The sequence below is a fragment of the Leptospira kirschneri serovar Cynopteri str. 3522 CT genome (genome assembly GCF_000243695.2).
GTDB classification, from domain to species: Bacteria; Spirochaetota; Leptospiria; order Leptospirales; family Leptospiraceae; genus Leptospira; species Leptospira kirschneri.
The window spans coordinates 749,184-762,004 of the sequence record NZ_AHMN02000004.1; the positions used below are offsets into that span (position 1 = coordinate 749,184).

Annotated in this window: 11 protein-coding genes and 1 pseudogene; 1 reads left to right on the forward strand and 11 read right to left on the reverse strand. The window is 37.9% G+C overall.

Going from position 1 to position 12,821, the window contains the following annotated elements; genetic code table 11:
- Positions 1-3: 3 nt before the first annotated feature.
- Genes clpA through LEP1GSC049_RS220930 form a run of 4 tightly spaced genes read right to left on the reverse strand, consistent with a single transcriptional unit; the run spans position 4 to position 4,378 of the window.
- A complete protein-coding gene (gene clpA, locus LEP1GSC049_RS220945; RefSeq protein WP_004751716.1) occupies positions 4-2,244 on the reverse strand; it encodes an ATP-dependent Clp protease ATP-binding subunit ClpA in 2,241 nt (746 codons plus the stop codon).
- Complete coding sequence (clpS, locus tag LEP1GSC049_RS220940) at positions 2,241-2,573, reverse strand: ATP-dependent Clp protease adapter ClpS (RefSeq protein ID WP_004751993.1); 333 nt, start codon at positions 2,571-2,573, stop codon at positions 2,241-2,243. The genes clpA and clpS overlap by 4 nt, the downstream gene beginning before the upstream one ends.
- Positions 2,570-3,790 carry a GNAT family N-acetyltransferase gene (locus LEP1GSC049_RS220935; RefSeq protein ID WP_004763198.1) on the reverse strand — a complete coding sequence of 407 codons (1,221 nt, stop codon included), beginning with the start codon at positions 3,788-3,790 and terminating at the stop codon, positions 2,570-2,572. The genes clpS and LEP1GSC049_RS220935 overlap by 4 nt, the downstream gene beginning before the upstream one ends.
- Before the next feature lie 33 nt (positions 3,791-3,823).
- On the reverse strand, positions 3,824-4,378 hold the full coding sequence (locus LEP1GSC049_RS220930; RefSeq protein WP_004752292.1) for an RNA polymerase sigma factor: 555 nt from the start codon (positions 4,376-4,378) through the stop codon (positions 3,824-3,826).
- Positions 4,379-4,532: 154 nt separating this feature from the next.
- On the opposite strand from LEP1GSC049_RS220930, the gene LEP1GSC049_RS220925 reads away from it, so the two are divergent.
- Entirely contained in the window at positions 4,533-5,165 is a 633-nt protein-coding gene (locus LEP1GSC049_RS220925; protein WP_004752150.1) for an NrsF family protein, read from the forward strand.
- A 324-nt stretch (positions 5,166-5,489) separates the two neighbouring features.
- Here the strand turns inward: LEP1GSC049_RS220925 and LEP1GSC049_RS220920 are convergent, their stop codons facing one another.
- The 7 genes and pseudogenes from LEP1GSC049_RS220920 to LEP1GSC049_RS220895 all read right to left on the reverse strand — a co-directional run bounded on the left by LEP1GSC049_RS220920 (position 5,490) and on the right by LEP1GSC049_RS220895 (position 12,814).
- Entirely contained in the window at positions 5,490-7,385 is a 1,896-nt protein-coding gene (locus tag LEP1GSC049_RS220920; RefSeq protein WP_016560408.1) for an AAA domain-containing protein, read from the reverse strand.
- Positions 7,382-8,383: a PLP-dependent cysteine synthase family protein gene (locus LEP1GSC049_RS220915; protein ID WP_004751910.1), complete on the reverse strand. Its 1,002-nt coding sequence runs from the start codon at positions 8,381-8,383 to the stop codon at positions 7,382-7,384. Before LEP1GSC049_RS220915 ends, LEP1GSC049_RS220920 begins: the two co-directional genes overlap by 4 nt.
- A 16-nt stretch (positions 8,384-8,399) precedes the next feature.
- Complete coding sequence (leuD, locus tag LEP1GSC049_RS220910; protein ID WP_016560454.1) at positions 8,400-9,020, reverse strand: 3-isopropylmalate dehydratase small subunit; 621 nt, start codon at positions 9,018-9,020, stop codon at positions 8,400-8,402.
- A 19-nt stretch (positions 9,021-9,039) separates the two neighbouring features.
- Complete coding sequence (gene leuC, locus LEP1GSC049_RS220905) at positions 9,040-10,437, reverse strand: 3-isopropylmalate dehydratase large subunit (protein ID WP_004763151.1); 1,398 nt, start codon at positions 10,435-10,437, stop codon at positions 9,040-9,042.
- Positions 10,434-10,628: a hypothetical protein gene (locus tag LEP1GSC049_RS220900; RefSeq protein WP_004752597.1), complete on the reverse strand. Its 195-nt coding sequence runs from the start codon at positions 10,626-10,628 to the stop codon at positions 10,434-10,436. Before LEP1GSC049_RS220900 ends, leuC begins: the two co-directional genes overlap by 4 nt.
- Positions 10,594-12,029 (reverse strand): annotated as a pseudogene (locus LEP1GSC049_RS02000000224490) (FHA domain-containing protein). Before LEP1GSC049_RS02000000224490 ends, LEP1GSC049_RS220900 begins: the two are co-directional and overlap by 35 nt.
- Before the next feature lie 23 nt (positions 12,030-12,052).
- Positions 12,053-12,814 (reverse strand): ATP-binding cassette domain-containing protein, encoded by a 762-nt coding sequence (locus tag LEP1GSC049_RS220895; RefSeq protein ID WP_004752322.1) that lies wholly within the window; start codon positions 12,812-12,814, stop codon positions 12,053-12,055.
- Between the last annotated feature and the right edge of the window lie 7 nt (positions 12,815-12,821).

Sequence of the window (12,821 nt, forward strand, 5' to 3'; positions counted from 1 at the left end):
GATTTAATTCTTTTTTCCGGAAGAGAATTCCATTTCAATTCCTTCTTTACCGGAAATCAATTTCGCTTTTCCACCGGATTTTAAAACGCCAAAAAGAATTTCTTCGGAGATCCGTTTTGAAATATAAGTATCGATCCATCTTTGAACGGGTCTTGCACCAAACTCCGGAGTATAAGCTTTATCTGCGATGTAAACGAGTACATCTTCGTTAAACTCAAGTTCAATTTGTTTAGAATTCAATCTTTCCTGTAAAAGAGCAAGCTGTTTTGCAACTACTTTAGTTACATTTTCTTGATTTAAAGAAGAGAACTCTATAACCGCCGTAAGACGATTTCTGAACTCTGGAGAAAATTGTTTTTCGATCGCTTTAAGACTTCTATCTTCTAAAAGATCGTTTGCAAAACCCACAGGATTTGTAGAACGTTCTCTTGCTCCCGTATTTGTGGTCATTACTAAAATCACCTGACGAAAATCGGACTTTCTTCCGTTATTATCCGTTAGAGTCGCATGATCCATAATCTGTAACAGTATATTATAAATATCTTCATGAGCTTTTTCGATTTCGTCTAGAAGCAAAACACAATGAGGATTTCTATAAACTGCGTCTGTAAGTTGTCCTCCTTGTTCAAAACCGACATAACCGGGAGGAGAACCGATCAAACGGGAAACCGTATGTTTCTCCATATACTCGCTCATATCAAAACGAATTAGTTCCACTCCTAAGATTTCGGCGAGTTTACGAGTCAGTTCCGTTTTACCTACACCAGTCGGACCAGCAAATAAAAAAGAACCAACCGGTTTTCCAGGTTCGGAAAGTCCGCTTCTAGAAAGTCGAATTGACTGAACGAGTTGGTCAATCGCCGAGTCTTGTCCGTAAATCTTGGCTTTTAATTCTTCATCTAAATTTTTAAGTTTTTCCCGATCATCCGCTTTAACAGTGACCGAAGGAACCTTTGCAATTTTAGAAACTAAATCTTCAATTTCTCGAACCGTAACCGTTTTTTTACCACTTTCTCTAAGACGAACCCTGGCGCCAGCCTCGTCCAAAAGATCGATCGCCTTATCTGGAAGTTTACGATCTAAAATATACCTCGCCGATAACTCAGCGGCTTGTTCCACTGCAGAAGACGAATATTTAACCTTATGAAAACTTTCGTATTTTTCTAAAAGGCCTTTTAAAATTTCTATCGTTTCCGAAATAGAAGGTTCTCCTACTTCTACTTTTTGAAACCTTCTGGAAAGTGCATGATCTTTTTCGAATATAGTTTTGAACTCTTTATAGGTGGTGGTTCCGATACAACGAAGTTCTCCACTGGAAAGAGCTGGTTTTAAAAGATTAGAAGCGTCTAAAGAACCACCGGAAACCGCTCCGGCTCCTATGATCGTATGAATCTCGTCTATAAAAAGAACGTGATCATCTTGTGCGGTGATTTGAACGACAACGTTTTTCAGTCTTTCTTCAAATTCTCCTCTAAACTTAGTTCCGGCGAGTAAAAGCCCCATATCCAAAGAATATACTTTCAAATTCTTTAATGGTTCCGGAACCTTTCCGTCCACCACTCTTTGCGCAAGTCCTTCCACGATGGAAGTTTTACCGACTCCCGCTTCTCCCACAAAGATAGGGTTGTTTTTTCTTCTTCTACATAGAATATGAATGGTCCGATCAAGTTCATCTTCTCTTCCCACCATAGGATCTAGTTTTCCTTCTTTTGCTTTTGCGGTTAAATCCACACAAAACGCTTGTAAAGGATTGGAGATTTTTTCTCCTTCTTCGCCCGCAATTTCTTTGCCTGGGATTTTTTTAGAATCTTTACGAATCCCGTGAGAAATATAACGAATGATGTCTAACCTGGAAATATCCTGAGAACCTAAAAAATAAACCGCGTTAGATTGATCCTCTCGAAACAAAGCGGCAAGAACGTCTCCTCCATCCATCTTTTTATTTCGAGTAGATTGAACGTGAAACTCAGCAAGTTGAAGAACGTGTTGTACACCAATCGTATAAATAGGATCGACCTCTCCGGAAGATTCCGGAAAAGATTCCAGTTCACTTTCCAAATAACCGATTAAATCCTTTCTTAATCTTTCTAGATCCGCTCCGCAGGCTTCTAGAACCTCTTTGGCAACAGAATCATAGGTCAAAGCCAGAAGTATATGTTCCAACGTGATAAATTCGTTTCTTCTTTTTTTGGCTTCTTCCCAAGCCTTTCTTAAAGTACGTTCCATTTCTTCCGTAAGAATCATAACTCCTCTCCTTCCTCCACTTCCATCGTACAGTGAAGCGGGTATCCATGTTGTTCCGCCAATTGTTGCACTTGCGCCACTTTAGTTCTAGCCACGTCGTGGGAATAAACTCCGCATAACGCCTTACCCGTAATATGAGCTTTCAACATGATCTGTTGACTTTCCGCTCGGCTTCTATGAAATACCATTTGTAGGATCCAAACAACAAACTCCATAGGAGTAAAATCGTCGTTCAGTATAATGACTCTATATTTAGAAGGTTTCTTTAATTTTATCTTCTCTTTGGTAAGAGTTTGTTCTTCCGTATCAAATCGAAAGATATCGCTCATGATTCACAGTTCTCCTGATCCGCAAGTCCAAGATTCAGAACTTCATTTACAAACAAGTTATCCGTATGAACTTTTTTTAAGGGGGAATGTTCATTTGTCTCTTGGATCATTTCCTGCATATGAAATCTTTCTTCTTTTAAGAAACGTTCAATCGCATTTCTAGCGCCACTATGAAAAATCAAATGAGAACTATAAGTAGGAATCGCCGGAAAACCTCGAACAAATTTATGTTCGCCTTGTGCACCTGCTTCAAAAACTTTGATCTTCTCGCGAATTGCATATTCAATCAATCGATAAAAACAACATTCAAAATGAAGATGAGGATGATACTCCAGACAACCCCAATATCTTCCGTAGAGAAATTCTCCTTTTCGTAGATTGAAAGTTCCAGCAATCGCTTTACCATCTCTATAAGCAAGAACGAGTACAATTCTATCTAAAAATGTTTCAAAAGAAGAATCAAAAAATTTACGGTTTAAATACGCAGAGCCCCACTTGCGAGAATGTGTGTCCGAATAAAAACTCCAGATTGCGTTCATGTCGGATTTTGAAATTTCATTTCCTTCTAAAACTTTAATTTCAAAGCCGTAACTTTTAACGATTTCTCTTTCTCTTTTGATCTGCATCCTTTTTTTAGATTTCATCGCTTGTAGATAATCTTCAAAATTAGAATATCCAGGATTGATCCAGTGATACTGATGAGAAAGTCTGGTTGCAAATCCATATTCAGAAAGTATTTCAGACTCTTCCCGATCCAAAAATAAAAAATGAACTCCGGATAATTTTTGTTTCTCACAAAAACGAATTAGTTCGGGAATCAGATAAGAACAAACTTCTTTCAACGTTAGACTCTCATCGTGTAAAATCCTTTTTCCGTTTGCAGGAGTAAAAGGAACTGCGACCAGGCCCTTTGGATAATAAGAAAGTCCCGCTTGTGCAAAAAAATGAGCCCACTGAAAATCGAAAATGTATTCACCATAAGAATCGAATTTTAAAAACAAAGGAATCATCGCCGAAAAACGATTTTCTTTCCAAAGAACGCAGTATTTTTGAATCCAAGAAGTGGATGGCCCAATACAACCAGAAACTTCTAAAGAACGTAAAAAATCATATTCTAAAAAAGGACTTTTAGGATCAGAAATGCGGTTCCACTCTTCCTTAGAAATCGAAGAAATAGAATCTAAAAATTCTACACCGTTCAAAGAATCAGAATCCATAGTAATCTTTGGACGATGATCGCAGCTCTTTTGTTAGAGATCGAGTGAAAAATGCTTTCGAATCTTTTGAACTGCTCTATGAGTAATTACCTTGACGTTGGATTCGGAAAGTCCGGTTTTTTCAGAAACTTCTCGAACACTCATTCCGTCTAGTTTGAGATGAGTGAGAATTTGTTTTTGCCGTCCGTCTAAAACGTTCAGCCATTTTTTTAAAATTTCTCTGGCCTTTTCCGGTTCTTCTTCAACCGGTTCAGGAGAAGCAAAAAATTCCAAATTATCCGTAGCAAACACACGATCTCCACTTTTCTTTTTTCGTAGATAATCGATCGTCTTGTATCTAGCAATTGCAAAAACCCAAGGCGCGGGATGACGATCTTCTCGATAAGAATCCCAGGCCTTATAAAGTCCGATTAGAATTTCTTGAATTAAATCTTCTCGATCTTCTTCGTTGCTGATACGTGGACCGAGATACGATCTGAGAATTCCGGTTACGAGCCTAAGAAACTTTTCAAAGGAAACTTGATCTCCTTCACGTGTTTTACGGATCAAAGTGGAACATTCTTCCCAGATTTCTTTTTTAGCTGACATGTAACTAATTACTTAGAACCTTCGAAAAGATAAGAAACTGTACTTGGACAAAGTTTAGAAAAAGCTAAAACCGATCTCTTCCAGTTTGGACCAGGAAGAAATTATTGTCCAACCATTCTTGAAAATTGAAAAATTTCCGAAGTTACTCACACCGATGTCTCGTAAAGAACAAACAACTGAATCCTTAATTCGAAAAATGGCGGAAGAACCTCCCATTCTAAAACACGAATGGAATCGATTTCTAATTTTAGCTCCTATTTTTGTAATCGTAATATTCCTTTATTTAATTACTTTTCATCCTTTTACAAATCGTTGGATTCATATTCCGAGTTTGCTTCCGGATTTCTTATGGATTTCTTGTGTCTCATTCTATTCTTTTTGGGTATTGTCTAAATTGCGTTTTCCGGAAGAATCCTTTTCTAAATCGGTTCGTTTTCCACTAATATTTGCTTCTTTTTGGATTTTATATTCCGTATGTATATTTGGATGGGACTCAATCCTAGAGGAAAAAATTCAAACCCATATCGGAAAATGTTGGATCGTTCTATCGATTCTAAACCCACTTTTTGCAGGATACGGAATTTTGATTTTAAGAACGGGTAAACCAGGAAACCCTATTTTGGCTGCGGCAATTCTTTCTATTTTTAGTCTGGCATTTGCAAATTTCTTTCTTAAATTCTTTTGTATCGACCAGTCTTCGTTTCACATTTTGTTTTCTCACGTTTGTGCAAGTTTAACTTTATTTCTTTTTAGTTTTTTTACATTTAAGAATATTTTAAAATGGTAAAGTATTTATAAATTTTAAGTAAGTTCGTGAAGAAATTTTCTAAAAATATCTCTTTCAGAATTTGTTTATCAAATTACAGTCCGTAAGAATTTTTACAAATTACGTTTTTTTGTTAAATTGACTGAATTTCTCGTTAAACTAACGTGAGTTCGGCGTAAAAATTGAATTTTTCTGTAAGATAAACTGCCACAATTCTCAATTTTAGGGATGCATTCTGAAAGTATGAGTTCCTACATTTTTGTTTTTACAAAAAAATCAAATTTATAAAACAAATTTTCTATATAAAATTTATATTAAAATAAATTTAATTTTCAGAATACATGTTTAAAATTCCCAAGCAGTCCTAAATACTTCCTTTTCTTCCGCAAATCGAATGAGTTTACATAAAAAAGGATCTTGTGAAAGTGTAGAACTATCTCCGATACAAAGTAAAAGATCCCTGGCCCTGGTCATACCTACATTGATCCTTCTTGATTCTTTTAAAAAACCAGAACGACCTTCCGGATTAGAACGTACGAAACCAAGTAAAATACAACGATTCTCCCTTCCCTGAAAAGAATCGATTGTAGAAACGTTGATCTTTGTAAGCCCGACATCTTTTAGTTTTTCGGAAATTAATCGCACTTGGGCGCGATAAGGAGAAAGAATCGTAATCTCTTCCTCTGGCCAGTCGTTTTCTTTTAAAAGAAAACAAAGACGTACCTGCAAATCCGCTTCAAACGGATTGGAAATACTATCGTTTATAATAACTTCTTCACTATCGGTTCCAGCGGTATCGATCCATTGAAACGCATTCAAAAAAGGGAATGTTTCTGGAATTTTTTCTTTTTCTGGACGCCCCGATTTTAAAATATCCGAATAAAATTCCTTCGAAGGAAAAGAAACGATCTCTTCTTTCATTCTGTATTGTGTATCGAGTAAAAAAACGCGTCCGTGAGATTCTAATCTCTGGGCGGCCTTTTCAAAAAGTGTAGTTTCAAGAGAATTTTTTTCGGAAAATAAAGTAGGAGGTAATTGTTTGTGATCTCCTGCGAGAATCACACGATCCGATTTCAAAATCGGGATCCAAAAAGCTGGTTCCAAAGCCTGTGAAGATTCGTCTAATACACAAAAGTCAAACGTTCTATTTTCTAAAATATCTCGGGCAGATGCAACCGGAGTAGAAACAATTACAGGATGGGAAGAAACCAAACTATCTATCAGTCCTATTTCCATAGAACGAATTGTTTTTTTAAGTTCCTTCACTTCCATAAAAAGGTTCTTTCGTTCTTCTCTTTCTTTTTCACCAAAGTTTCGTTTAAATTTTTTGGCCTGTTTTGAAATTTCGATTACGTCTTTTCTATATTCGTTTAATAATTTTCCGTCCGGATGGTGAAATAGTTTATAATCCAAGGTAGAATGGATTGCGATTTCGTTGACACGGGCAGGATGACCAAGTCTTAAAACTGAAATTCCTCTTGCCGAAATTGATTCAACAAGAAGATCACAAGCAGAATTTGTAGGAGCAGATACTAATATCTTTTTTTCTTCCGCAACGAGTTGACTTACAATTTCGGTTAACGTAGTTGTTTTACCGGTCCCCGGCGGCCCGTGAATAATCATTACGTCCTCAGATAAAACTGAATGTACAACTGCATTTTTTTGAGATTCGTTCAGAAACATACTAATTCTTCCCAAGATACGAGAACGATCAGAATCTCGAATTGAAATCAAATCCGGTTTTACATAACCCAAAAGAAGTTCCCGATTTACATACAATCTTGTTCCTTTGGTCGCCGACCCAAGTACGTCTAACGCGTGAAACATCTCTTTGTAAGAAGTTTCATCTGGTAAAAGATCCAAAAAACATTTTCCTTCTTCTGCCCATTCCGGAACTTCTTCGATCGAAATTTTAATTTTTTCTTTATGAAGAGAAACTAATATAGCTCTGATCCGATCCTCGTTTTTACCAAGTTGAACCGGAGCGCCGGTTTGAAATTTGATAGGGTATTCTTCTTGATTAGAAAATCGAAAGGTTAAAGTCCAACTTCCTTCTCTTCCCAAAGTTTGTTCTTCGTAAACAATAGGATATAAAGTGATTCCTTGTCGAATTCTATCGGGAATCGGACGTGACAACCAGTCTTTTGAAAAGATAGAATCTTCTTCTTTCTTTTCCCTTTCGAGTTCGGTTCTAACAAACTCTAACTCAGAAATAGAATCAGGAAAATTTCTATCCTTCAAAACCGATCAGGGGATAGGACTACAATTCTGTAGACCTGTGATTTTGAATCTTCTTTGATAGAAAGACCTTCTGCAAATCGAATCGCACTAGCAAGAGTTGTGCCTGTAGTTTGACCTGCAAAAATTCCCTCTTTTTGATAGAGATCGGATTGATATAAAAGAGCTTGTTCCCGATCCACGCCTACGTATTCATCTACAATTTTAGGATCAAAGGACTCCGGAAGATAAATCGAATTTTCATTTTGAACCATCTTACGTATGAATCTAGATTTTTGACTGACTCCCATAATCACCCGAACGGAAGATTTTTTAGACTTTAAAAATCTTCCTACACCAGAAAGAGTTCCTCCAGACCCACCGCCCGCGACAAACGCATCTACGTTTCCGGAAAGATCTCTCCAAATTTCAGGACCTGTAAAAAGATAATGAGCATTTGTATTCGCCATATCTTTGTACTCATTTAAGATGATAGTATTCTTTTCTTTTTCTTTGATGTCCTTGGCTCTTTTTAAAAGTGCATCGTCCCAATTTCCTTTTGCTTCGGGAACTATTTCTACATGCGCTCCAAAAGTTTGTAAGTCCTTGATCTTTTGAGGATCCGTATCACCCGCAACAAGACAACGAAACTTATATTGTCGAATTGTACAGATCCAAGCCAAACTGATCGCGGTTGTATTATAACCGGGCTGAATGACCTGTCCTGCCGGTTTTAATTCCCCTCTTCTTTCGGAAGAAAGAAGCATAGACAGGGCCGTCCTATCTTTTACCGAACCGGTAGGATTGCAGAATTCTGCTTTTAGATAAAATTCTACATTGGGAATATGAGAACCAATTTGATTCAGACGGATGAGAGGAGTATTTCCGATCATCTGCAAAATCGTTTCTTTAACCGGTTTTGCTACGCTCAACTCCCGTCCAAAAGATTTCTGAATGTTATTCAGCGCGCCAAGAAAACTATTTCCAAATTCATCTATCGAACGGGATATTTCATCAAACATATATTTTTTGGTAGAATTATATGGCGTACAACCAAGGTTCAACTTCTTTCTGCTTTTTTTCAAACTCTCCGATTTTACTTTCTTGTTTTAGAGTTAGACCTATGTCGTCTAATCCGTTATAAAGACAGTATTTACGGAAAGAATCCACCTCGAAATGATACAGTTTGCCCGTTGGACCAGTTACGGTTTGTTTGTCCAAATCTACTACCATCTTCGCTCCTACGTTAGTCGCAATTGATTGAAATAACTCTTCTACTTCTTCCGATTTTAAAACGACTGGAAGCATTCCGTTTTTAAAGCAGTTGTTGAAAAAAATATCCGCGTAAGAAGGAGCAACAATCGCCCTAAAACCGTAGTCTTCTAAAGCCCAAGGAGCGTGTTCTCTGGAAGAACCACAACCAAAGTTATCTCTGGTGATAAGAATAGAAGCTCCCTTATATCTTTCCTGATTGAGGGAAAAATCAGGATTGAGTTTAGTAACCGCGTCGTCTAAGTATCTCCAATCGTGAAACAGATGAACTCCGAAACCGGTTCTTTCTATCTTTCGTAGAAATTGTTTTGGAATAATCTGATCCGTGTCCACGTTTGGTCTGTCCAACAAAGCGACGATTCCGTTTAATACAGTAAATGGTTTCATAATATTCTAATTTACCTTTTTATTTCCAGTTTCGAATATCCACAAAATGACCTTCGATAGCCGCTGCTGCTGCCATTTCTGGTCCTACTAGATGGGTCCTTCCACCTTTCCCTTGACGGCCTTCAAAGTTTCGGTTAGAAGTAGAAGCACAACGATCTCCCGGTTCTAAAACGTCGTCGTTCATCGCAAGACACATAGAACAACCTGGATTTCTCCATTCAAAACCGGCCGCAGTAAAAATTTTATCCAGACCTTCTTGTTCCGCCTGACGTTTGACTCTGCCAGAACCAGGAACCACAATCGCCTGAACCTTAGAGGAAACTTTCTTTCCTTTTACGGTCGCAGCAGCCGCTCTTAAATCTTCGATTCTAGAATTAGTACAAGAACCGATAAACACTTTATTAATTGAAATGTCTTCTATCTTCTGGCCCGATTTGAGATCCATATATTTAAGTGCAGACTCAATTCCAATTTTTTCCACCGGATCATTTGCATCTTTTGGATCTGGAACCACTCCTTTGATAGAAATAACCTGACTGGGAGAAGTTCCCCAAGTTACCATAGGAGCGATTTCATCTGCATGAAGAATTACAGTTCTATCGAACTTGGCTCCTTCGTCCGTTACATAGTGTTTCCATTTTTTGACCGCAAGATCCCATTCGGCTCCTTTCGGAGAAAAATCTTTTCCTTGGATATAGCTAAACGTAATTTCATCCGGTGCGATTAAACCTGCCCTAGCTCCGGCTTCGATGGACATATTACAAATAGTCATTCTAGCTTCCATACTGAGAGCTTGAATTGCAGAACCTCTATATTCGATTACATAACCGGTTGCACCCGCGGTTCCAATTTTTCCGATAATCGCCAGAATGATGTCTTTTGCCGTGACCTTATCGGAGAGTTTTCCATCAACTCTAATCTCCATCGTCTTGGCTTTTTTCTGAACTAAGGTTTGGGTCGCAAGAACGTGTTCTACTTCGCTGGTTCCGATTCCGAAAGCGAGAGCACCAAACGCACCGTGTGTAGAAGTATGAGAATCTCCACATACGATCGTCATTCCAGGATGAGTCAGTCCCATTTCAGGAGCGATTACGTGAATGATTCCTTGGTCCGGGTTTTGAAAATCATAAACGCGGATTCCGTTTTCGTCGCAGTTCTTTTTTAAAGTTTGCATTTGAATTGCGGAAATAGGATCGGCCAGACTTAAATCACGTGTTCGAGTAGACACGTTATGATCCATTGTGGCAAAAGTGGCTTCCGGACGACGAACCTTTCTGCCTGCAAGTTTGAGCCCTTCGAAAGCCTGAGGACTTGTAACTTCATGAATGAGATGGCGATCTATATAAATTAAATAGGATCCAGCATCTAGTTCTCCGACCAGATGATCTTCCCAAATTTTTTCGAACATTGTCTTCATCGAATTTTAATACTCCCCGAAAGAATTTCTTTCGGAATTTTTATGATTGGTTTCTCGAAATAGAATCCATCTAAATTCCATCGTTGGGAAATCGGGTCTTTTCGTCTACCCTGATCTATTGTAAGTGAAAAGTACGAATTTGGAAGATTGAAAATTCTAACGGGCTCTAAAAACGTAGACAGTTTTTCCAAGACTGATCTCGTCAAAATCGTAAAGAATTCTAGGCCTTAAAATTTTTTTTCCGTTGAGATAGGTTCCACCATCGGAAATCAAATCGTATAATACGAAACGGTTTTTGATCTTACGAATTCTTGCGTGTTGTTTATTAACACTAGGATCGGAAACGACTACATCGGAAAGTTCTCCATTTCCCAAAGTTGTCTCTGCCTTACGAATCGGAACTTGTTTTCCAGGAGACCTGCCTTCTTTTTGAATCAGAGTAGCAAGATCATAGGCTTCCGCAGCTTCAAATTCAAGTTCATTCACGGGCAAAGAACGAGAAACGTGTACACCTTCCGGATTTGCATACGGAGAGGAATGGAACTGATCCCCGTACATTCTCTGATACACTTCTCTTTCTTCGCCTCTTGCTTGAAATTTTCTTTGCTCTTCTCCAGGTTCGTCAAAATCCACATTTTCTTTTCGAAATAAAAGAAGAAGTCCAATCAAAGTGAGAACGAGTAAAAAACTGATTGTAGGAAGAAACACTTCCGGACTGAGTAAAACAAAACGAAGTTGTTTTATAATTCCGGGTTTGTATGTGTAAGTAAACTTTCCACCTCTGGAAGATTCCCAATCTACTCGGATAAAATCTACATCCCTTTCCAAAAATCGTTTTGAAAGGGGGAATCGTATCGAATTTCCGCAGCATATTTATGAAAGTATTCAAAATCCGTTAAGAACTTAGAAATCAAATCGGTAGAATCAATGTCGTAAAATTCTCCTCCATAAATCCGAACGAGTTCTAAGTTGGAGAAATTACGTTTGCCGATCACTTGGATCGGAAGACCGGAAGTAGATAATCCCTGCCTAAGCCCCGAAGGTAATTTGTATTCCGAATCAGCTACCAACAAACTCAAATAAGATTCTCTGGTTAAAATCGAATTCAATTTTTGGAATACTAGATCCAGATTCGCTCCTGTATTGTAGTTACCGAGAGAACCGGGAACTCTAGCTTTGGAAAGAGCATTTTGTCTATCTAAATCCTTTTCTACAACAAGAAGATCGTCCGAAAAAAAGATAAAACTGAAATGATCTTCTTCTCCGGAAGATTGAATCACTTTTTGTAAAAATCGAGTATTGAAATTATTTTCTTCCAGAGAAGTTCCGGATTGAATTAAAAAAACGGAATGTACTGGACGGTTTCCTTCTTTACGAAGAACCTTGGGCCTGAGAACGGTTCTGGTTTCTGATCCTCTGGATTCCCGAATTAGAAAATTTTCCCTTTCCAAAGGAAATTGTTTTTTATCTCTAATAAAAAGTTGAACACAAGGATAAGAAGAAGAATCCTTATCTTCCACGATAAAAGGAGACTTCTGCGCCCAAAGCGGAGAAAAAAATAAAATCAACGTTAGTAAAACTGCATACCTCATCGTTCGCACTCTACTATCTGAGATCAACTTTCAAAAAGTTTTTTTCCATACTCAGATTTAACAATCCATTCTCCCCGAATTGGTCTTTTGAGAATTTCAGCCCAATCTCCCTGATAAAGGATACTTATAGTATCGGCCAAAGATTTGGCGATAGAGATTTCATGAGTAATAAAAATGAGAGAAAGTTTTTTTTCTTTTCTGAATTTCATCAAAAGTTTGAGAACTTCTGCTTCACTGATCGAATCCAAGGCTGCAGTTGGTTCGTCCGCAACCACAATCTCCGCCCCAGAATAAACCGCTAAAAGAATCAAAATCCTCTGCCTTTCCCCTCCGGAAAGATGACTCGGAAGAGAATCGAAAACTTTTTCGGGTTCTAAAATAAAAATGGATTCCAACAAAGATAGAATTTTCTTTTTGTATGCGAGTTCTCTGTTGTAAAGTGAAAACGCTTCTAAAATCTGAGATCCAGTTTTTCGATACGGATGAAAACCCCAAATGGGATTTTGCGGAACCAAGGCGATTTTTTTCCCGCGAACATTCTGCCATTCTTTTTCGGTAAAATACCGAACGTCTTGACCTAACAGAAAAAAACGATCGGATCTTAGAAAGAGTTCTTTTTCAATCGTTCCCAAAAGACAAGACGCAAACGTGGATTTACCGCTTCCAGATTCTCCTAAGATACAATGTACATCTCCTATATCGAGTGTAAAATCGATTCCTTTAAGAATGTGACGACCGGGTGTAGAAACTTTAAGATTCGAGATTTCTATAGCGGTAGAATTCACAAAAAAG